Source organism: Dickeya oryzae (genome assembly GCF_009372235.1).
Taxonomy (GTDB): Bacteria; Pseudomonadota; Gammaproteobacteria; order Enterobacterales; family Enterobacteriaceae; genus Dickeya; species Dickeya oryzae.
Window position 1 is genome coordinate 272302 of the sequence record NZ_ML762922.1, and the last position, 21768, is coordinate 294069.

The window sequence follows — 21768 nt, forward strand, 5'->3', positions numbered from 1 at the left end:
AAATGTATGAATGAAGTATGTAATCTACAATGTGATGCTTACGTTGCTATACCTGCGTCTTTTCCTTTTCATTTCATCGGAGATCCGGAAACTCCAAGTTCCGCATCTTTCATCACCGCACCGACGCTCAGCGGCTCAATGACACAAGATTTACTCCTTTTTAGATGACTGCTTTGCTATAGATCGCAAAGGGTTTTTCATTGATTGATTAGAGAATGATTCCTATTAATTATCAAAGAGATATCCAACGGGGATCAGAGGGATGCCCCATGAATACCGAAGAGGTGTAGTAATCCGGCGATTGCCAGAAATAGAAACGCTATACAGCCATGGCCAACCGTTGTTTAGGGGTCTATCCGCCCAGTACCATGTTTGGCATTCATGATTGTAGGACCACATCCATTCTGCCGCTGCACGCTGGACCTTGGAGTAGCCCCATGTACGTCTTGGTGTGCCCTGTGGTCTCACAATCTATCTAAAAGACCATTGCAGCGAGGTGTCCAGCGCCCTCCTGGTGGGAGGTCAGCGACTGGGTTGCAACTGCCTCCCACACCGATGAACCTGCCATCAGGAGCCAGGAATGCCGGTTATCCTCTCGGACCGTTCGGTTTCTTATCGGCGTCCACCGCCTTAACAAACATCTTCCAGTCGTGACTTTCTTCGCGGCAGTTGCTGCACGGAGGCAGCTTCTCGCACTCGCGATTGATCACATCCTCGAAGCCGCAGTTCTGGCACTCGTATATGCCGGGACTGCCTGGCTTGGTGCCTACACGGCGCAGGCGCTCATATTGCTCGGCATGGTCGGTTAGGCGTACTGCACTGCATTGGTACTGCTGTAGAAGGCCATGATCAGTTCTCCTTGGTAATGGCGTCGGTTGTCAGTTTGGAGGCCAGGGTTGGTGAGGCCAGGTTTTTATGGGAGCAAAATAGGGGGACACAAGGGATAAACACAATATGTTGTGGTTTTTGCTAGTTGGTGAACTACAACGGATAGAAACGCGATGAAAAGTTTGATGGCACTTTATTTGTAAGGGTGAAACTCTATTTCCAAGGATGAATCTTTATTTTCATCCCACAACCTCGAGCTCTTCCTGCCAACACATTACCAACAAAACAAGAAGGCGTGTACATGCCGCCCCCTTAAGAGGGAAATGCGTTTGGGTAAAACACGCGGGATAGTGCAAATTTCACAGATACACCAAACCCTTCAGGTACTCTGCCAGCCTTCCTTGAGCTCCAAGCGTCGATGCTCGACCCATTTGAGGAATACAGCCTTGGTGTACTCGTCGGCCAAGCGCACTGCTTGGCACTTATGCTTGCGGTCGACTTTAAGGTTGATACCTTTGCCCAGACTCACCGAATGATTCGGCATATCAGATTAGAAAATCAAATACGGTAGTTCGCAATCCATATTCTTTATAAGTTTATATTCTTGATACAGGAATACTCGACGGCATGATTCACATGCCGAGAGAATTCCATGCGGTTATTTCTGTGTGAAAAGCCTTCTCAGGGCAAAGACATCGGGCGTGTGCTGGGTACTACTCAGCGAGGCAATGGTTGCCTCACAGGTTCAGGCATCACCGTGACCTGGTGCATTGGCCATCTCGTTGAAGCGGCACCACCCGAAACTTATGGTGAGCAGTACAAACGCTGGTCTATCGAACAGTTGCCGATTATCCCCGAGTGCTGGCGTATCGAAGTCAAATCCAAGACCGCCTCGCAATTCAACGTCGTCAAAGAGCTTCTGAGCAAGGCAACCGGACTGGTCATCGCGACCGATGCGGATCGTGAAGGCGAACTGATCGCCCGCGAGATCATCGAGCTATGCGGCTATCGCGGCCCTATCCAACGCCTGTGGCTATCAGCGTTGAACGACACGTCGATCCGCAAAGCCCTGTCGGTTCTCAGACCATCTGACGAGACGCTACCGATGTACTTCTCGGCACTGGCTCGTTCCCGTGCGGACTGGCTGATCGGCATGAACCTCAGTCGCCTGTTCACCGTGCTGGGACGACAGGCCGGATACGACGGCGTACTCTCCGTTGGCCGGGTACAAACCCCGACACTGAAACTGGTTGTCGATCGCGACCGAGAAATTGCACGCTTTGTCTCTGTACCGTTCTGGGCTGTTGAAGTCGTGCTGTCGAGCGCGGGTCAATCTTTCACTGCAGCCTGGCTGCCACCTGATACAGAGACTGATAATGCGGGTCGCTGTCTGCAGGAACCCATCGCCCGGCAGGCAACCGAACGTATGCGTGTTACTGGCAGCGCACAGGTAACGTCAGTCGAAACAGAACGCATGCGTGAAAGCCCCCCGCTGCCGTTCGATCTGGGAACGCTGCAAGAGGTCTGTTCGAGGCAACTGGGCTTCGACGTACAGGAAACGCTGGAAATCGCTCAGGCACTGTACGAAACGCACAAAGCAACAACGTACCCGCGTTCAGACTCCGGCTACCTGCCCGAAAGCATGTTCGCCGAGGTGCCTATTGTATTCGATAGCTTGCTCAAGACCGATCCAGGCCTGAGGCCGATCGTCGATCTGTTAGACAGAAACCAGCGCTCACGCGCCTGGAACGACAGCAAAGTTACTGCGCACCATGGCATCATTCCCACGCTCGAACCCGCTAACCTGGCAGCCATGAGCGATAAGGAGCGGGCAGTTTATACGCTGATCCGTACCCACTACCTGGCGCAGTTTTTGCCACATCATGAATTCGACCATACCACTGCATACCTGTCTTGCGCAGGCGAGATGCTGCAGGCGGTCGGCAAGCAAGTAGTCGTAGTCGGCTGGCGACAGGTATTCACCGAGCCTAAGCCTGACGACGATGGCGATACCACATCACGCAGTCAGGTTCTGCCACCGCTGAACGAAGGATTGTCCTGCCAGATCACTGGCATCAGCTGCAAAGCACTCAAGACATCGCCACCACGCCCTTATACCCAGGGTGAACTGGTTAAAGCGATGAAGAGCGTTGCCAAACTGGTCTCAAATCCACGCCTGAAGCAAACGTTGAAAGACACCACCGGTATTGGTACTGAGGCGACACGCGCCAATATCATCAAGGGATTGCTTGACCGTGGCTATCTCTTGAAGAAAGGCAGCTCGGTACGCGCTTCCGATGCCGCCTTCACACTTATCGATGCCGTTCCCGGTGCCATTGCCGACCCCGGCATGACCGCCATATGGGAACAGGCGTTGGATATGATCGAATCAGGCCAGCTCACACTCGACGTCTTCATCGACAAGCAGTCAGCCTGGATTGCCCAACTGGTACAGCAGTATCGGGGAGCATCCTTATCCATCAAGATGCCACAGGGGCCCGCATGCCCTGAATGCAGCACGCCCATGCATCAGAGGCCCGGCAAGAACGGAGCGTTCTGGTCTTGCCCGCGCTATCCCGATTGCAGAGGCTCGCTACCTTTCGACGGCGGCAAGCGTAAACGCACCACGCCGCGCAAACGTAACAGCAGTCTCCAGGCATCCTGAGTCCCCCTACACCTGAAGAGCCCTGTCACGTCTTCTTGATGACATGCCGCCATCCCGCGTCCGTGCGGGAATCCCGGCGCACCAGCCTTCTACTAAACCGTGCGCACCTCGCTATGCAACGGCAGCGAGGCAAGAAGGCAACTCGTCCACGGATCGCACCAGACGCGCTCCCCCTTATCCGACATTTCCGCTCTCCATGAAGGGTTTCCTGATGCCTTGCTCTGATGGTCAGGTCTGAGGAAACCCTTCCGGGGTTGGCGGTATTCGTTGCCGTGCCCAACGGCGAAAAACTGGGCTCCCTTTGTGTGTGGATACATGCCAGAGGATTCCGGCCACAACCACGATAACGGCCGGGTGCGATTGCTGCGACAGCGAACGGTTTTGACGACAACCGCATCCTGGAACAGCCCATGGGTGGTTTCTTCCTACCGAGTCGGAGGCCAGCAGGTCCCCGACACTTTTTCTCCTGAGTGACGACACACCGCTCAGGCCTGTAACCCATAACTCAACAAACAGGAGACTTAATGGACACACACCACACATCCCATATGCTGCAATACGGCAGCGTATGCAGCGGCATCGAGGCAGTCAGCCTCGCCTGGGAGCCACTTGGCCTGCAAGCAGCCTGGTTCTCGGAAGTTGATCCATTTCCGAATGCCGTACTCGCGTATCGCTATCCCCATATCCCCAATCTCGGCGATATAACTCGCATCGCCGACCGTGTACAAAACGGTGAAATCACAGCCCCAGACATTCTTGTCGGCGGTACACCTTGTGTCACTAACGATGCGAAAGTGGGTCTTCCGCAACCTGTTAAGGTATCGGAGAAAATCGATCAAGTCCGTGGCATAGTCTCTCTGTCGTTCAGGGAGCTGCTGTGCTGACCCTAGGTACAGAAGATGGTATCTTGATCTTACCCACCATTAGTGGACACGCGACTAAGTGAGTAAACTCTCAAGTAAGAGGTGATTACTCATGACAAAACCAGCATCAACCAGCAAAACAGCCCGTAAACAGTACACACCCGAATTCCGCGATGAAGCCCTGAAACTCGCTGAACACATCGGTGTCGCTGCCGCTGCCCGCGAGCTCAGCCTGTATGAATCCCAGCTCTACAACTGGCGCAGTAAACAACAGCAACAGATGACCTCCTCAGAGCGCGAGAATGAACTGGCGGCCGAAAATGCCCGTCTCAAACGCCAACTGGCGGAACAGGCTGAGGAGCTGGCCATTCTCCAAAAGGCTGCGACATACTTCGCGAAGCGCCTGAAATGAAGTATGTCTTTATTGAAAAGCATCGGGCAGAGTTCAGTATCAAAGCGATGTGTCGGGTGCTTCGGGTTGCCCGAAGCGGCTGGTATGCCTGGTGTCTGCGTCGTCACCAACTGAGCCACCGGCAACAGTTCCGGCTCGTTTGTGATGATGCTGTTCGCAACGCATTCGCTGAGGCAAAACAGCGCTATGGTGCACCACGCCTTGCTGATGAGTTGCCGGAGTACAACATCAAAACCATCGCCGCCAGCCTGCGCCGTCAGGGATTACGGGCAAAAGCCAGCCGAAAATTCAGCCCGGTCAGCTACCGTGAACATGGTCTGCCGGTATCGGAAAACCTGCTGAAGCAGGACTTTATCGCCAGCGGCCCGAACCAGAAGTGGGTGGGTGACATCACTTACTTACGTACAGATGAGGGCTGGCTGTATCTGGCGGTGGTGATGGACCTGTGGTCTCGTGCCGTTATTGGCTGGTCGATGTCCGCACGAATGACGGCGAAACTGGCCTGCGATGCGTTACAGATGGCACTCTGGCGGCGTAAACGCCCGAAAAACGTTATCGTTCGGCGGGCAGTACTGTTCAACGGATTATCAGGCATTACTGAAGCGGCACAGCCTGCACGGCAGCATGAGCGCAAAAGGTTGTTGCTACGATAATGCGTGCGCGGAAAGCTTCTTTCATTCACTGAAAGTGGAATGTATCCACGGAGAGCGTTTTAGCGACCGTGAAATTATGCGGACGACGGTATTTAATTATATCGAGTGTGATTACAATCGGTGGCGTCGTCACAGTGCCTGTGGCGGTCTCAGCCCGGAACAGTTTGAAAACAAAAACCTCGCTTAGGGCTGTGTCCACATTACGTGGGTAGGATCATCTAGACATGCCAACTGCTCACGACTAACTACAGCAAGGACTTCCTTCCCTACCAGAGACAATCCGTCATGGCATCATACAAGCCACTGGAATGTCCCCCGAACGATCAGCCTCTTAAAAGCACAACGTGTTGATCGCCTATCTGATCGACATATCTCAAGTAACCATTCTTCTCTGTATCTTCCGCAGTGAAACGGCACTACACAGCGCGTATACAAAGTTATGTGTAGCATGCCAAGGCAACTTTATTTTCATCAAGAAATAACTATCCCAACACAAAAGTCCATTTAATATAGTGTGGCATTTTTTTCCTCTGTAAAAATCAAACTTCAATAAATTATATACTATGTTTCGATTTTTAACTCCAGGAGCATTGCTCATCTCAATCTTATAGAAAAGCTAATGACTCTTAAGGAAAAATGTTTAAAATTATTACAATCGCAATTGCAATAAAGCGACATTATTATCATTTTTTGTTTATTTTCTTGTTCAAGAATGGTGCAAATTAAATATAAAACCAAGAAAATTAAAAAAACAACACTATCTGTTTACCATTTGAAATATTTTCATAAAAAAAACAAACAAGCATATTCAGATTTTATTATTGAAAAAAAGAAGAAAAACTCATAAAACGAAAACAGGGCCAAACGATAGTATTCGTTAATAAAATAAAGATTAAGGAGGATATAATGATTAGCGTATCCAGCAACTAATTGCATGCCAAATAGACGGGGAAGGTCCTCCCCGTCATCCTCTTTTATTAAATGGAAATTTAACATATGCTTTATACTGGCAAATATATTCAAGTCGGGCGTTATAAAAAAGGAGGAGTCTTCGGAGTAGGCTCTAAGCAGATTATCTTTAACGAAAGAATAGACTTTGAAGATATCGTCAAAATAGCAAGTTTTTGGAAAACCCCGTCAGACCCAAATAGCTTCGTTGAAAAAGCAAAAAAAAATTTTCCTGAAATGTCGGTTTCAAAAATCGAGAATTGTATTCAGTTTCTTTTTGATAACAACAGTTTAATGGAAAATAATGACTTCAACAGCAATGACAGGTATAGCCGAAATAGCCTGTATTATAATTATATGGGTGCTAATTCAAAAGACGTTCAGGAAAAAATCCAGAATTCTTCTGTCACCCTTATTGGATGTGGAGGGATAGGTAATCATCTATCCTATCTATTAGCGACATCTGGTATCGGAAAAATAACATTAGTAGACAATGATAAAGTTGAGCTAAGCAACCTCACTCGCCAAGTTCTGTTTACAGAGAAGGATGTTGGAAATTCGAAGACAGAGGTGTTGAAGCGTGAACTTTTAAAACGAAGAAATGATGTTGCCATAGATATAATTGAATGTACTATCACTTCTGAAGATGACTTATATAAAATACCAAAATCAGACATCTTTATAATTTCCGCCGACCATCCTTTTAGCTTAATGGATTGGGTAAATTCATACTGTGTCGCGCATAATCAACCTTATATCAATGTAGGTTATATTAATGACATCTCCGTAGTCGGACCATTTTTTATCCCTGGAGTCACCTCCTGTTTTAAATGTGCAGAAATCACACCAGACTATACGCAAAAGGATAGTTTAAGTGATTATTTAAAAATAATTAATGGTGATTTCAAAGCTGCAACGTTTCCAGGAGTGAATGGCGTGGCGGCTTCGTATGCATTTGGCGATATCATCAAGTTTTTAGGTGGCTTTGGTGATATTTTAAGTAAAAATAAAAGAATAGGAATACACTCCTCCATAATTAAAATTGAAGAGCAATTGATTCCCAAAAATGAGAGGTGCTTCGTATGTTCTCGCCTATGAAAAAACTCATTCTATTCAATGTATTATTTAATTCATTCAGAATGCTCATAGGAGCAACGTCTGCTATCTATCTATTAAATCACGGACTTAGCTTGATCGATCTTGCATTCATGAAGACTATGCAATCCGTGATATTTTTTATGCTTGATATTCCTTCATCATATTTAGCCGATAAAATCAGCCGCAAGTACATGTTAGTTTTATCGGTTATTTTTGGTGGGTTATGGCTGATTATAACAGGAATAGCCGAAAGTAAAGCCATATTTTATTTAGCCGAAGTATTCAACTCTTTCTCGTTAAGTATATTTGGTGGAGTCTATTTTTCATATCTCATAGATAATACTCAGGATAATGAAAAAGAAGAAATTCATAAAATCCTTGGAAAAAGCAACAAGTACCAGTATTTATTTATGGCTTTTAGTGCACTCTTAGGCTCCTATCTTTCTTCATACAATGACAGACTGGTATGGATTCTAGCTGGCTCCGGATGCCTACTGATTGTCATGACTCTGACATGGTCCTTACCTAAACCGGTAGTGAAGAAAAGACTTGAGAAATCCTCTATTTTGGGAGACTTGAAAAAAATCTATGATATTATCAATGACAACTCATCCTCCCTTCACCTTATATTTATTGCCTTAGCGGCCAATATGGTCTATTTCCAGATAATCTTACAATATTGGCAGCCTTTCGTTAGTGATAGTTTGAAATTCTATTCCCCAAACGATACCTTTTATGGTTTTTTATTTCTTTTCATATTAATTGCGCAATCAATTTCAGGTTGGATCAGTTCCAACGTAAAAAGCAATGCAAAGCTTTATTTTTATAGCATGATGTTGTTATGGCTCTCCAATATAATCTGCTTAGTAGGATTATTGCAATATAACCTTCTTATTCCTGTTTCATTAGTTATTATGTTCGGTGCAAACCAAACACTAACTATGTCTCTCAGAGCACATTACCACTCTCTGATTTCATCTGAACTGAGATCAACATTTGACTCACTGCTATCTTCGCTATCTAAATTAGTTATTTTGGTTTTAATGCCAGGAGTCGTACTGCTGACTCAACGATACGGATGGCTGTGTTTAACTTCTGTTTTAGTCGGTTTAACTGTTTTCGCCTCTATCTCATCGTTGCTTATGAAATTAGGAAAGAGGAACTCATCTATCGTGATCCCAGAGGAGGGCATGTAAATGGATTATTTAAAAAAACAATTTAAAATCTTCAAAGAAAATATTAAAAACGGATATTCAATAGATGATTTTGCAGCTGTGAAAGTTTATGCACAAAAGCTATTTTGTGAAAAAATATCCACAATGAATAATAATAGCTACCTTGAGGTCGGTTGTGGCGGCTCACTCTCCGTTCATTATTTAAGCAAACATGATAATGTCATATCTTATGGATTGGATTACGATGACATGGCTATTGAGTACTCGCAATTTCTTAAGAAACAGTTAAATTCAAATGCTGTAATTTTAAAAGGAAATGCGTTCTCACTCCCCTTTGACGACAACAGCATAGATTGCGTTTTTTCTATTGGAATGATAGAGCATTACGGTAAAGAAGAACAGTTAAAGATTTTGACAGAAATGGCACGAGTCGCAAAGAAAAACCTGATTATGGGAATTCCAAATTATAAGGAAAGCAGTGCTTCTTATCATATTATTAAACACGGTGATGAAGAACATCTTGATTGCGATCTGGAAGAGCTGGCTAATGCTTTACCTAGTAAAAAAATCTTCTTTGATGGACGAGGACTGTTCATGGCCAAAAGGGATGTGGACAAAAATGAAAAGTATAAAGAATTTATTATTAATGCCTACCCAAATCTTTATAAAGATGTATTTCTTTCACACGATATTGAAGATTTGATTGCACATGAAAGAACAGCGCCACCTGAAACACGACGAAAGCATGGATTTATTGAGTATTTTGTTGCCACTATATAAAAACCAAGAAGATATACTATTTATCTGTAAAATATAAACACGCCTCGCTACAAAGCCATCGGCAATTCCATGGCCGTACCATGCGTGGCGTGGCTGGGTCAACGTCTGCTCCAGGCATTACAACCGTCCAAGTTATAGAACAGAGTTGTGTGTCGTTCGATAGCAGCAATACTCACAGGAGGTATGTGTTCTTACCAGCACCGCGTTGTATTACTTCTCTACGAGGATTTTGATCTCCCCACACATCCTCTCTACGAGGGGATTTGTCTACCGTAATCAGTGCCAATATGGGCGCAACCTGATGCGTTTTGTTCCACGCACGCGGGCCATCATCACGCCATTCTGAATATATGTTCGCTGGCGTAGCTGGCAACATCCCAGGCAGTCAAGGCCATCAAGACTGCGGCACGCTGATAGCGTGTTGGCTTTCGCTATCACAGGGCGCTTAGCGTCCATTCGTTCCACCCACAAGGGCCCCCATCCCTTGAGGCTGGGGAGTTCCTTTTTTGGAGACTTTCCCATGGATCATCAAACCATTCGCAATCAGATGCAGTCATTGGTGCGTGACCACGTTCCATCTAATGCCCGCAGCTTCAAATTCAACATTTTCGACGGACAGCCCAAAGTGTCTACACTGGGCTTTCACATTGATCCCAAACCTTTTGAGGGAAAAATCATCGCCAGGACGGAGGATGCCATTGTCGTCAAGACCGGCCGAATCGAGTTCGCCGTGCTTGACCGGACTCTTGTGACCGAAGATCCGGACGAAGGTGCCAAGGTACACGTAGAGCCCTATGCGCGGCACCGCTTCGACGGCCTTCGTGCAGACACACCCGAAGAGCGCACCGAATACACCGCCGATGGCACGCCCTACAAGCTCAAGACATATATTCTCGGCTCTGCCCCCGCCAGGCTTCCGATCCCACAACCTCGCTGCCCAGAGTTACAGGAACTTATCAGGCAACTGGAGGAGCTACCGGCCCCCGATGGCTTCCGTCGTATTACACACCTGTTGGTTGATGCCGGTGCGCGGGATTTCACCTGGGTCGATCCGCTGCCCCAGGACATCATCGCCACACCACCGGCGATCAGCTTCAACACAAGCACAGCGAAATTCGATGGCCGTGTCACCGTGCAATACGAGCGCGCCGACGACCTCTATGCCGTGGTGCTGCGTCACGATGGAGAGTTGGTCGAACGGGTTGACGGTGTGTTCTTCGATAGCCTCGGGGAGGTACTACTCAGGCTGATCGATGATGGAAGCTGGCGTCGCATACGTGTGTGCACCATTCAAAAGCCGCTACGGCGTAAGTCATGACGCTGCAGAAACAACCCGTCTACACGCCGGGTTAGCTGACAAACATCGTTTATTTACCGCGCCGCTACTGGGGCGCGCGTCAATGCCTCGTCGCCAGACAACGGTTCTTCACCGTATTGCCCGGCATACCATTATCTCAGGAGTACCTATGACTTTACGCTTCAAAGGAGCCGAATTGCGGCCCGTCATCGCCGAAGCTGTTGCCAATCAGTGCCGCATCATTCTGGTCAAGGATCAGGGTGTTTATTGGCTCGCCGAGCATGGTGAGCGCCATCCCGATGGGCGTCAAAAGCTGATCGCCTACGCGGTTGGCTGCAACCCGGACATTGACCCCTTTGACGACTGGTGGGAGCGTTCACACGCTGAGTTCGGTGGTGATGATTTTGGCGAATTTTTCGAGCCCCGCGACAGGGTGTTTACCCGCATCCTGGATGGTGCAGGCGATCTCCACGTGTCCGCTACCGCAACACAGATTTTCCTGCAAGTTGTGGCGATACCCCCCGATAGTAACTGACCTTCGCCCCCCGTAGCCCCCTTGATGGGGGCTTCTTTCCCCTCGCGCCAGACTCTCCGCCACTGATGCGTATCAGCCTGCAGCCGACCACTACGGACCATTCAGCCAGCTATATCCTGAAAACATTTGTATGCGCGGCCCATTCAAGATCAACTCCCCGACCTGCACCAATGTTTCCGGTACGACAGCCTTTTCCTGAATAAATGGCACACGAAAATAGGGAACGGCTTCAGTTCACGTTTCTCATCGCACTTGCATTGCGGGCGCAGGCAGTCTGTCTGCATGTTTTGCTGACGTTGTCAGCGACATGCCACGCAACCCCGGCCCCAGGTTGCGGTGCGGCGAAAACCGCATGGCCAAGCCAGTTCGCACAGCATCCTCACGCGAACGACCACCGGCTTATACCGGTAGTGGATGCCTCTGCCTTATCAACCCATCGCGGGGTTACACACCCCCGCAATCGGGCCTGGTGTGTCTCCGCTTCATTTTTAATGGAGATGTCATCATGGTTCATTCTACTTCAGGCGAAAAAGCCTATTTCGATCTGCACACCGAAGGTTACGGTCGTCTGCAGCGAGTGCGGGAAGTTCCCGTACGTGGCGGCCGCCGTGCCCAGCCCTTCCTGGCTTGCACCATCGCCGCGCTGGTTGGCTCTGCCAAAGAGCCGGTCATCCGCTATTTTGATGTCAAAGTCTCGGGTGCCGAGGCTAAAAAACTGGTCGAACACTATATCGGTACGAATAATCCGCAGCAGTGCCCGGTGGTCAAGTTCCGGCTGGGGGATCTGTGGAGTGATGCATTCATCCGTCCCGGTGGTGAGCGCAAGGGTGAACCCGCAGCCAGCCTCAAAGGTAGACTTCTGAAGGCTGAATTGATTGACCCCGCCACACTGGCGGCAATCGAACAGTACGAACTTATCACCCGAGGCATTGGTTATCTCAATCGCCCCATAGACGTCACACCGAAGGAGGGTGACCCGTTCCTCACATGCACCATCGGTGCACTAGCCGGGCCTGTTGAAGAACCGGAATACCGATACATCAACACCATCGTGACCGCTCCGGAAGCTCAGCATCTGGTGCGCCGTTGTGTGCAAGCCGTCGAGGCCCAGCGCAAGGTGTTGATCGCCTTCCGTCTCAATGACATGAAAGCGAACCCATACCTTCGCAAGAAGGGCGAGCATGCCGGCGAACCGGCAGCGAGTCTGGAGTCCAGGCTAATACATATTGGCCAGATTAAGATAGATGGACAACGAGTCTATCCAACGGCCAACCAGGCCTCCTCAGAATCAGAAAGTCCTGACAACAGCGCAGATATGCCGCCTACAACATCGGGTACACACGAGCCTGAAGCGCAATTTTCAGCAGAAGAAGAGTCCGCTCTCGCAACCTCACGCTAAGCCGATCAGCAAGACCTCACATTGGGGTCTTGTCTCTTTTTCCAGGTCTATCGCCAGTAAAACGCATCTAAGGAGATTCAGCATGGCTACAGCAGCCGTTCAATCCTATCCCCCTATCATCGTTCGCGGCCAGCTCACGATCCGCACTATCTTTGGTCGTAACGGCCGGTTCACCGTCGGTCGTCTCATCACCCACCTTGGGTTGTTCCATGTCAAAGATCCAGAACTGGAGCAGTATCCCGAAGGGAAGTATGAAGGTGAATTTGCGATTCGATACATTTATCCGAAGGCCTATCCGGTCGGCGACGGCATGCGATTCGAGATCCGCGCCAGCCTGAACGGCATGACGTTGTCCGGCATCGACAAACTCAGCAAAGCAGAGGCTCGCGCTTTCGCCACACAGGATGTCGATCCGCTTGATGAGGAACCGGGCACCCAGCCAACACCCGTGCCCAAATCCAAGGCCAGGCCTGCCTCTGTGCAAGCATCCAGGGATCCGTTGGTCGACACCACACCATTCGGTGTCGATGCGCCCTCCACCGCCGTGACGGCCTCGGGCAGTCCCGATAGCGACGACACTGCGTTATTCGGCATCCTCTGGCCCCTGGGAGAGTCAGTGAAACTGGACTCGACCATCGACCGCCGCACACTGCGCTTGCAGATAGCGCGGCTCAGTCAGTTGGACTATGCGTTCGACGCCACAGCCCAACAGTGGAATCGTCAGTCTGAATCTCTGACAACCTGATTCCTCCTGCCACCGCTGTGGCATTTTTCCCACCTACCGGGGCTCCGCCTCTTTGGGGAGGACTCCGGTTTCTTTCTGGAGAATTCCATCATGTTCACGAGTGATAACACGACATCCTCATGCGTCAACGGGGATCCCTGCGCCGCCCTCAATGAGCAAACCTGGCAGCGTGTCTGCAAGACAGCAGCCAAAGATGCCAGTAAGGGCTGCGGGCTGTCTTACGACCATTACATTGCTCTCTTCAGCTCGTCGATTGATCGGCACGTTGATCAACTGCCCGAACACCAGCGCGCACAGGCTCTGGCAATAGCACGGGAATGGAATTATGCAACACCCGTCGAAAGGCAGGAGAACCAGGACTGGAATGCTGAAAACGGCTATTGCAGACACGGTCTTGATCCGAATTGCTGTCCGGCTGGTTGCGGCGAGTATTGAACGCCAACAACGGCTCCCTCCGCCACTTGAACGCTGAACAGCTCACGCGCTTTCATCCCCTTGGGGCAACACTGCCCCGCAGGCAGCGTTGCCCCTCAACGTTATTGAGGACACCACCATGCCTGAATCTTCATTACAGCAACCGTTGTTCCGTATCGACGAATGCACTGATCTGATGGTCGATGCCTGCGTCTGTAGCGAGAATGGCGACCTGGTCTTTGTCTCAATCTGGGCACGGGATACCGCCGTCCAGCAATTTATCGCCCGACTCACACTAGGCCACGATGAAGATGGATTGAACCAGTTTCATCTCGTCACAGAACACGGCGGCTCCGTGCCAGTATTCATCCCTTCGGTCGAGCGACTTGAAAAACGCCTGACCCGCAACTATCGCCGCACGCTGTTTGGATCGATAACCAACCTGTGGCTGTTCGACCAGCGTTGCATCTGCCCTGACAAGAGCACGGCCAGCGCATTTGCGCTACTGCCACGCTCTGCTACACCTACTGTTCGCTTGTGGCAACTCGTCAAAGACACGTGCCCGCTGCCACTGCTCGACCACTGGCAAACGCCGATGCTGGCGTTGCTACACAGCCGCAACATGCTCCATAAGCTGCCGGTCGCCCTCGGGCCGTTGCAGGGCTTTCACCTCGGTCTGGATGTGCCTGCGCTCACCGACGCGCTGGGCGAGCTTATCCGTAACGGCGTTCTCACCGCCTATCCATCTCCGTCACCGGTCTGGATACCACAAGCAGTGGCCTGATCGTGCCACGGCAGACGCACCTTATCAGGCACCTGTACGTTTTTCATCACCGTCAGACAGGAGATTCCTATGGCACTCATGTTTCCCCGGCTCGCCAGAAATTTTGCCAAAAATGGCTATTACCCTACCGATGAGTCCACGCTCGAACGGACACTCGCCGCACTGGCACCCAGCGATGAACCCATGTGCATTATTGACCCCTGTGCCGGCGAAGGCGTTGCGATTGCCGAAGCCGCCCATGCCCTCGGGCTTGATCACACCCGTTCGTACGCTGTCGAGTACGATCAGGAGCGCGCCAGTCATGCACGATTGCTGGTCGAACACTGCATCCATGCCGACCTGATGGATACCATTATCTCGCGTCAGGCATTCGGCTTGCTTTGGCTCAATCCACCGTACGGAGACTTATCCAGAGATGCCAATGGCAACATCGGCTACGAGGGTAAAGGCCGACCCCGGCTGGAAAAACTGTTCTACCAGCGGACGCTGCCCTTATTGCAGTACCACGGCATTCTCGTTTTTATCATTCCGTTCTATGTGCTCGACCAGGAAATGGTGGGCTGGCTCACGCGCCACTTCGCCGAGCTGAGTGTCTTCCGTGCGGTAGATACACAGTTCAAACAAGTGGTGCTGTTCGGTCGTCGCGCTCGCCAGCACGATCTGGCGAGTGAAGATGTGAAGTCCACCCGCGCCCGGTTGTTGCAAATCGGGCAGGGAGAGCAAGACGCAGAGGAATTGCCGCCCGAGTGGACGTCGCTTCCCTATATCGTGCCAGGCACCCAGGCCGAACCCGAGCACTTTTATCGCATCAGCATAGAGCCGATGCAGTTCGCCGAAGAGGTACAACGCCTGCGAGGTTTATGGCCAGCGTTCGATACTCACCTCGGTGCCGCGCAGCAGTCACTGCGTGCGCCTGCTCGCGCCTTATCTGAATGGCACCTGGCATTGGCCCTGGCGGCCGGTGCGATCTCCAGTGTCGTGCAGTCCAAAAGCGGCCGCACGCTTGCGGTCAAGGGTGATACCTACAAGCAGAAAGTGACGAGCACCGAGTATTGCGAACGCGATGACGGCTCGATCGCCGAAACACGCATTCTCACCGATAAGTTCGTGCCCGTCATCAGAGCATGGGATTTATCTCCCGACTCAGCCACGCTGGGACGGATTCTCACCATCCATTAATCCCCGCAAGGGGAAGCAGCACCACCCACACACTGCTGGCCACTGAACCCGAGTTCAACGCCAGTCAATTTCACTCACCCATCGGGGCATACATCGCCCCTGGGAGGTGCATACCCCATTTTTGGGAACATCACCATGAGCATACAAATCGAAGCGGCTCCTGCCGTAACGCAATCGCCCGAGACAGGCGATCTGTTCACCCCTGCGAACGCCGAACTCGCCATCAGCCTGCAGGATTTTGTCAGCGAGTTTGGGGATGAATTACTCGACTCTCTCAATCGGGCCAATCCACCGGTCTACAACGGTGTACCCCGTGCAAACCGCCAACGCATTCTCGCCAACCTCAAGCGGCAGTTGTTCCCCGCCCAGGCCGAAGTCGTGCATGCAGCGGCTGAACTGCTCGTCAATCAGGGTGAGCGTTCAGCTATCGTCAATGGTGAGATGGGGACGGGAAAAACCACCGTCGGCATCGCGCTGGCGGCGGTGCTCAATGCGGAAGGTTATCGCCGCACACTCGTCCTCAGCCCGCCACACCTGGTCTACAAATGGCGCAGGGAAATTCTCGAAACCGTCACGGGGGCCAGAGTCTGGGTGCTCAACGGCCCTGACACGCTACTCAAACTGATCAAGCTGCGCGAGCAACTGAACGTGCCAGCCGATGGACAGGAGTTTTTCATCATCGGTCGTGTGCGCATGCGCATGGGATTCCACTGGAGGCCTGCATTCGTTCGCAAGCGCACCCGTCACGGCACTGTTGGGCTTTGCCCACACTGCGGCACCATGATTAACACCCTCGATGGCGAGCCAGTCAGCGCACTGGAACTTGACGCTGAGGAAGTGCGTCGCAAGTGTGGATTTTGCAAGAGTGCCCTCTGGACACTGATGCGCCCACGCAGTTTGTCAGGCAGCGATCAATCCGCAGCAGTACTGCGGGCGCTAAAACGCATTCCCACCATAGGCGAAGCCACGGCAGCGAAACTGATGAAGACCTTCGGCGATTCATTCCTGGCCTCGATGCTTGGAGACAACTTCCACCAGTTCATCAATCTGATGGACAACCGAGGGGAGTTGGTCTTTTCAGACCGACAGGCTCAGCGCATGGAACGTGCCATGTCGAGTATGGAGTTCAGCTTCGGTGAAGGCGGTTATCAACCCAGCGAATTTGTGAAGCGGTATCTGCCGCAAAGCACGTTCGATTTACTCATCGCCGACGAAGCACACGAGTACAAGACAGGCGGTTCAGCGCAGGGCCAAGCCATGGGCGTTATCGCGGCCAAGACCCGTAAAACGTTGCTGCTCACCGGCACGCTGATGGGAGGCTACGCTTCTGATCTCTTTTATCTACTGTTCCGCGCATTGCCCGAACGTATGATCGAAGACGGCTACCGACCGAGCACCCGCGGCAGCATGAACGCTGCGGCCATGGCATTCATGCGGGATCACGGCGTCCTCAAGGATATCTACTCCGAGAGCGACGGCCCGTCCCACAAGACCGCAAAAGGCTCAAAGGTCACCGTCAGAACCGTCAAAGCACCGGGATTCGGCCCCAAAGGCGTGCTGCGCTGCGTTCTACCCTTCACGATTTTCCTCAAACTCCGAGACATTGGCGGCGTACTGCCCTCCTATAACGAAGAGTTCAGGGAGGTCGAGATGGAGGCTGAGCAAAGTGATACTTACAACAAGCTCGCTGCCAGCCTGACGACTCAGCTCAAGGAGGCCTTGCGTCAGCGGGATACTACCTTGTTGGGCGTGGTGCTCAATGTGCTGCTGGCCTGGTCTGACTGCTGCTTTCGTACCGAAACCGTGCGCCATCCGCGTACGCGAGAGGTACTGGCATTCATCCCGGCCCAGTTCAACGAGCTGCAGGTGATGCCGAAGGAGCAGGAACTGATCGATATCTGCAAGCAGGAGAAATCAGAAGGTCGCAAGACTCTGGTCTATTCCGTTTACACCGGTACGCGGGACACCACCAGCAGGCTGAAAATGCTGTTGGAACAAGAAGGCTTCAAGGTGGCAGTATTGCGTGCGAGTGTCGATGCCAGCCGCCGTGAAGACTGGATTGCCGAACAGCTCGACCGTGGGATTGATATCCTCATCACCAACCCCGAGTTGGTCAAGACGGGGCTGGATCTTCTGGAGTTCCCAACGATTGTGTTCATGCAATCTGGGTACAACGTGTACACACTGCAGCAGGCCGCACGTCGCTCCTGGCGTATCGGACAAAAGCAGCCGGTGAAGGTGATCTACCTGGGCTACGCAGCGACATCACAGATGACCTGCCTGGCTCTAATGGCGAAGAAGATTCTGGTCTCTCAGAGCACGTCGGGAGACGTGCCTGAATCAGGATTAGATGTACTCAACCAGGACGGAGATTCCATCGAGGTCGCCCTGGCCAGACAGCTTGTTGCAGCCTGATGTTCCTACCTGCCGACGTCCCACAAGGACGTCGGCTTTTTCACATGACACGTCGCACTATGGCGGTGAAAACTGCCCAGAGACAGCGGGCTTGTTCGTCATAGCGACCATTCTTTCACACACCATCCAAAATAAAGAAGGCACAACATCAGATGCGAGGAAAGATGCTTGTTTTCGAGCCACAGCGGTCGCATGAGACTCAAACCGACATGATCGATACCGACCACTACATAGCGAGCGAGGTACAGCGGACCACTGATCGATAGATAAATTGATTCGCTCGTACGACTTAAAGTGTATACGGCAAACACCTAATAAGAGCTCAGCGAGCTGCTTTAACTCGCCACCACCTGTCTGAGATCCGTAACGCTTGTCGATGCAGTCGTCAATTTCTTTTGATGTCAGTGCCATTTTTTCTGCCTAAAATGTAGATAGTATTCGCAAAAATCGCGCCTGACGCATCCTATCGCGTATTTTCTAGGGGTTCCTCACAGCCGATAAGGTGTCATGCGCACCGCATGAATTGATCTTTGAATTAAATTTTCCATATCGACATGTTGGCTACTGCGGATAGTCTTCCCGGAAGCCGACACTCGTCATCAACCGCTGTTAGCCGATAACGGATATTATAGGATTCAATTCAAATTTCTGTTACTTCTGCCAGGACTTCCCCCGAAACCGTGAAAATCACGTGGACTTGAAACTACATATGGGGAAATAGGCACCGGCAGCAAGAACAAGATGACTATTTCAGGCCGCATCAGTCATTATCTTGCCAGAAAGCCACCCGCAAAGCAGATATCGGAACACTTTTCGATGCAAAAAACAGCATAGTCGTAACTGCTGAATATCAATGGGCCGTGCTTACGGTCAGCCTCCAGCACTTCTAGACATCTAGGATTCGGCTGCGTCGAGGAAGGCCAAGAGCTGTTCAATCGTGAAGCTACAACTTCTACAGACAAGAAAAGTTTGCGCGTATCTATCAAGGAGAGCTTGGTTCGGTTTCAAGCCCGCTTTTAACCTTTTCCGAATGGCTTTTCGATTGGCCTTAGTATTCTGCATTCCCTGCATAAACACCTCGGTCATGAGCCGCTCACGTCGCATCGCCGCTGATTTACCTTTGCAACCAGCCTTTATGTACCGGGCCACTACGATGAAGAGCATCTTCTCACAGTGAAAGTATTTAAAGGCCTCAGACAGATGACAGTTGTAAGCGTCGTCGAGACTTCCATGCGTAAACAAGTGATCGAAGAAAGGCGGAAGGTTTTTCTCCAAGAATCCAACGTTAACCTCTTGTTCTGGAGCTAACAGAACGAAAAATGGAGCAGCTTGGTCTAACTTAATCGGCGAGATGGCATGAAGGCTGAAACACGCTGCGCCGATCACACAGAGGTTGTTGAGGGTCGAAACATTGATCTGTTGCAGTAGCGCACTGAGTTCGGTCCATGCCATCATTTCACCCGAATCGCCTAGTAATAAACCATTCTCCTGACTCGCATGCGCGTCCAAAACGAGGATAGGGCGCATTCCATACTCCCTAACCAGGAAATTAATATCATCAAGGACTTGAACCAAGTCTGAACGACACTTGGCGTCAAACTTAGAAAAATGGAAATCAAGACGAGAGGCGTGCGACGCGATGTCTTCCGTCATTCGTCTGGACGGCCCGAGTTCAGTGTCGGGCAAGCTGGTGATCCAAATGACGGAGTTACAGGAGAAGCTACTGTTGAGTTGCATAATGGCTTGTATTTTTTGATGAATAGGATGCTACAAAACGCGACGTTGGCTATGTCAGGAAAAAACAAGGCCGCCAGCATTTCTAACCTATCTTGAGATATTTGGAATATAATACAATTAATTTTCGAAAATCAGAACTAAACATCAACAGCGTGCGTCGAATTACACTCACCAATGAAACCACCCAAGCATTCTGGCAGAAATAAAAACCGACTTTGATTCTCAAATTCGATAAATTTCGGCATCACCCTGTCCTTAAATGAGCTGTCTCATTTTAATTAATCTTCGTGAGTTGTAACGGTTTTTCCCCACAGCTTCGTCCATAACAAAATACAGTCCTAACTAGGGTCTGTCCCTTAACCTCGCAGCGCGCTAAAAAGTGCCGCAAGAATCATTTCCGAAAGGTGATTTTTGGTTAAAAATCGAACGTTTTTAGTCGTTCTTTATCGCTTAAACGCGTTTTTTGGCGCAGTTATAACGATGCTGATCTGTACAAAAAATAGTTACGGGACACACCCTAGTCGCCGAAAACCCTTTCCGACTTCGCTGATCGATCTGCGCTGCGGCCATCATGTGTTGCGCGCACCACCGCCTACCACTTGGACAAATTCACTTGTGGCATCCTTGTCAAACAGAAAAACTGCGTGCTTATGGTGTTCTATCTGCGACATTACGTAGTAGAGAAATTCCGGCTGCTCGGCATCAGATTTTTCAATGAGCCCTCGTAATAATTTGAGACACTGTCGCTGCTTGTCAGTCAAAGAATTCTTGGCTTCAACGAGCTCGGGAACACTCATTTTTGCGACAAAAGTGAAGTAATTTTTGAGCAGACCACTGATCACATCTGAAACTTGAACGGCCGGGTACTTCTTAGAGTCGACAAATTTGAAATTACTTGAGCTTAATAGATTGTCCAGCGATGCGATTTCCTTGAAGCTTTTCTCGATTTGGTACTCATTATCGAAAACATGGCATGATGAGGCGAACAGTTCAATGCAATGACGGTAAAATACAGATAGCCCGTCAATGAGTTTAAACGGCTCACTTTCATATACCATTTCCAGCGATTCTATGTTTTTACACATTTCGAAAAGCTTGAATAGGCTATTAGTACGAGACAGGTCAACCTTGCTCACCTTACCGCCAAGGCGTGCAGACACTTGCCGATTTTTATTGATAACTTTGTTCAACTGCTTGATGAATACTGCAGCATTTTCGGGTGCAACATTCGGGTAGCGATACTTAGCAAGAACGCCCAAAAAATCCGACCGATATTTGCACATGATGTAGTAAAGTGCGTCTTTGTGATAATCCATATAGAGCCGCCGCCCACCTACTTGCGCGTAATCCAACATTCCATGGCGATCAACATAGGTGCAACAATCGTCAATAATATCAACCAGTGACCAATACTCCATATTCAGATTAATATAGTGCAAATAGTAATCCGAGTCGATAAGCCATCTGATAATTTGGGCGATTTTCTCTGATTTCAAATTATCCAGAAATCCCCCCCTTGCCACCTGTTTGAATTTTAGTTCTTTTGCAGTAGGCGGCAGGCGAAGCGAGGCGATAATTTCCTCACAATTACTTTCCACATGATTATTTTTGTGAGCTATACCGGCTAGCACAAAGCAAGGCGATGGATTTTCGTGTGAATCGGTATTGAATTTTCCGCTTTTCAAATACAGTGAGCGGATATTATTGGACTCGTCGTAATAAAATGTATAGCTCATTTCCTCTCCTTTTCGTTAAACTCACAAAATCAGGCATCCATTGAGAAATCTGGATTAACAAAGAGTCTTGCTTTGTCCATTTTACTCCCCCTCTGCACGAGCGTC

15 protein-coding genes and 1 pseudogene are annotated in these 21768 nt (G+C 50.1%); 14 read left to right on the forward strand and 2 right to left on the reverse strand.

What is annotated here, in order from left to right; translation table 11 throughout:
• Nucleotides 1-1480: 1480 nt before the first annotated feature.
• The 14 genes and pseudogenes from FAZ14_RS08615 to FAZ14_RS08680 all read left to right on the forward strand — a co-directional run bounded on the left by FAZ14_RS08615 (nt 1481) and on the right by FAZ14_RS08680 (nt 18190).
• Nucleotides 1481-3493 (forward strand): DNA topoisomerase III, encoded by a 2013-nt coding sequence (locus FAZ14_RS08615; RefSeq protein ID WP_153508361.1) that lies wholly within the window; start codon nt 1481-1483, stop codon nt 3491-3493.
• Nucleotides 3494-4017: 524 nt separating this feature from the next.
• A complete protein-coding gene (locus tag FAZ14_RS08620; protein ID WP_438908004.1) occupies nt 4018-4377 on the forward strand; it encodes a DNA cytosine methyltransferase in 360 nt (119 codons plus the stop codon).
• Nucleotides 4378-4468: 91 nt separating this feature from the next.
• Nucleotides 4469-5608: pseudogene (locus tag FAZ14_RS08625) on the forward strand (IS3 family transposase).
• An 809-nt stretch (nt 5609-6417) separates the two neighbouring features.
• Nucleotides 6418-7467, forward strand: coding sequence for a HesA/MoeB/ThiF family protein (locus FAZ14_RS08630; RefSeq protein WP_153508362.1), 1050 nt, complete (start codon nt 6418-6420; stop codon nt 7465-7467).
• Nucleotides 7464-8663, forward strand: coding sequence for an MFS transporter (locus FAZ14_RS08635; RefSeq protein WP_172640057.1), 1200 nt, complete (start codon nt 7464-7466; stop codon nt 8661-8663). Before FAZ14_RS08630 ends, FAZ14_RS08635 begins: the two co-directional genes overlap by 4 nt.
• Entirely contained in the window at nt 8664-9422 is a 759-nt protein-coding gene (locus FAZ14_RS08640) for a class I SAM-dependent methyltransferase (protein WP_153508363.1), read from the forward strand.
• A gap of 520 nt (nt 9423-9942) precedes the next feature.
• Entirely contained in the window at nt 9943-10740 is a 798-nt protein-coding gene (locus tag FAZ14_RS08645) for a GTPase (RefSeq protein WP_153508364.1), read from the forward strand.
• Nucleotides 10741-10888: 148 nt separating this feature from the next.
• Nucleotides 10889-11254: a DUF3085 domain-containing protein gene (locus FAZ14_RS08650; RefSeq protein WP_153508365.1), complete on the forward strand. Its 366-nt coding sequence runs from the start codon at nt 10889-10891 to the stop codon at nt 11252-11254.
• 505 nt (nt 11255-11759) lie between these two features.
• A complete protein-coding gene (locus FAZ14_RS08655) occupies nt 11760-12653 on the forward strand; it encodes a DUF3577 domain-containing protein (protein ID WP_153508366.1) in 894 nt (297 codons plus the stop codon).
• Between the two features lie 82 nt (nt 12654-12735).
• Nucleotides 12736-13398: a DUF3275 family protein gene (locus FAZ14_RS08660; protein ID WP_153508367.1), complete on the forward strand. Its 663-nt coding sequence runs from the start codon at nt 12736-12738 to the stop codon at nt 13396-13398.
• 90 nt (nt 13399-13488) lie between these two features.
• Nucleotides 13489-13833: a hypothetical protein gene (locus FAZ14_RS08665; RefSeq protein ID WP_153508368.1), complete on the forward strand. Its 345-nt coding sequence runs from the start codon at nt 13489-13491 to the stop codon at nt 13831-13833.
• A gap of 118 nt (nt 13834-13951) precedes the next feature.
• Nucleotides 13952-14596 carry a hypothetical protein gene (locus tag FAZ14_RS08670; RefSeq protein ID WP_012768229.1) on the forward strand — a complete coding sequence of 215 codons (645 nt, stop codon included), beginning with the start codon at nt 13952-13954 and terminating at the stop codon, nt 14594-14596.
• Nucleotides 14597-14665: 69 nt separating this feature from the next.
• A complete protein-coding gene (locus FAZ14_RS08675) occupies nt 14666-15775 on the forward strand; it encodes a DUF6094 domain-containing protein (protein ID WP_153508369.1) in 1110 nt (369 codons plus the stop codon).
• 135 nt (nt 15776-15910) lie between these two features.
• On the forward strand, nt 15911-18190 hold the full coding sequence (locus tag FAZ14_RS08680; protein ID WP_153508370.1) for a helicase-related protein: 2280 nt from the start codon (nt 15911-15913) through the stop codon (nt 18188-18190).
• Nucleotides 18191-19084: 894 nt separating this feature from the next.
• Here FAZ14_RS08680 and FAZ14_RS08685 read toward each other — a convergent pair.
• Nucleotides 19085-19843, reverse strand: coding sequence for a hypothetical protein (locus FAZ14_RS08685; RefSeq protein WP_153508371.1), 759 nt, complete (start codon nt 19841-19843; stop codon nt 19085-19087).
• A 653-nt stretch (nt 19844-20496) separates the two neighbouring features.
• On the reverse strand, nt 20497-21663 hold the full coding sequence (locus FAZ14_RS08690) for a DUF3800 domain-containing protein (protein WP_153508372.1): 1167 nt from the start codon (nt 21661-21663) through the stop codon (nt 20497-20499).
• Nucleotides 21664-21768: the final 105 nt, after the last annotated feature.

What these genes read in the sequence shown, in the direction of transcription:
- FAZ14_RS08615 (WP_153508361.1), top strand. Translation starts at nt 1,481, where the DNA reads ATGCGGTTATTTCTGTGTGAAAAGCCTTCTCAGGGCAAAGACATCGGG.
- FAZ14_RS08620 (WP_438908004.1), top strand. Translation starts at nt 4,018, where the DNA reads ATGGACACACACCACACATCCCATATGCTGCAATACGGCAGCGTATGC.
- FAZ14_RS08630 (WP_153508362.1), top strand. Translation starts at nt 6,418, where the DNA reads ATGCTTTATACTGGCAAATATATTCAAGTCGGGCGTTATAAAAAAGGA.
- FAZ14_RS08635 (WP_172640057.1), top strand. Translation starts at nt 7,464, where the DNA reads ATGAAAAAACTCATTCTATTCAATGTATTATTTAATTCATTCAGAATG.
- FAZ14_RS08640 (WP_153508363.1), top strand. Translation starts at nt 8,664, where the DNA reads ATGGATTATTTAAAAAAACAATTTAAAATCTTCAAAGAAAATATTAAA.
- FAZ14_RS08645 (WP_153508364.1), top strand. Translation starts at nt 9,943, where the DNA reads ATGGATCATCAAACCATTCGCAATCAGATGCAGTCATTGGTGCGTGAC.
- FAZ14_RS08650 (WP_153508365.1), top strand. Translation starts at nt 10,889, where the DNA reads ATGACTTTACGCTTCAAAGGAGCCGAATTGCGGCCCGTCATCGCCGAA.
- FAZ14_RS08655 (WP_153508366.1), top strand. Translation starts at nt 11,760, where the DNA reads ATGGTTCATTCTACTTCAGGCGAAAAAGCCTATTTCGATCTGCACACC.
- FAZ14_RS08660 (WP_153508367.1), top strand. Translation starts at nt 12,736, where the DNA reads ATGGCTACAGCAGCCGTTCAATCCTATCCCCCTATCATCGTTCGCGGC.
- FAZ14_RS08665 (WP_153508368.1), top strand. Translation starts at nt 13,489, where the DNA reads ATGTTCACGAGTGATAACACGACATCCTCATGCGTCAACGGGGATCCC.
- FAZ14_RS08670 (WP_012768229.1), top strand. Translation starts at nt 13,952, where the DNA reads ATGCCTGAATCTTCATTACAGCAACCGTTGTTCCGTATCGACGAATGC.
- FAZ14_RS08675 (WP_153508369.1), top strand. Translation starts at nt 14,666, where the DNA reads ATGGCACTCATGTTTCCCCGGCTCGCCAGAAATTTTGCCAAAAATGGC.
- FAZ14_RS08680 (WP_153508370.1), top strand. Translation starts at nt 15,911, where the DNA reads ATGAGCATACAAATCGAAGCGGCTCCTGCCGTAACGCAATCGCCCGAG.
- FAZ14_RS08685 (WP_153508371.1), bottom strand. Translation starts at nt 19,843, where the DNA reads ATGACGGAAGACATCGCGTCGCACGCCTCTCGTCTTGATTTCCATTTT.
- FAZ14_RS08690 (WP_153508372.1), bottom strand. Translation starts at nt 21,663, where the DNA reads ATGAGCTATACATTTTATTACGACGAGTCCAATAATATCCGCTCACTG.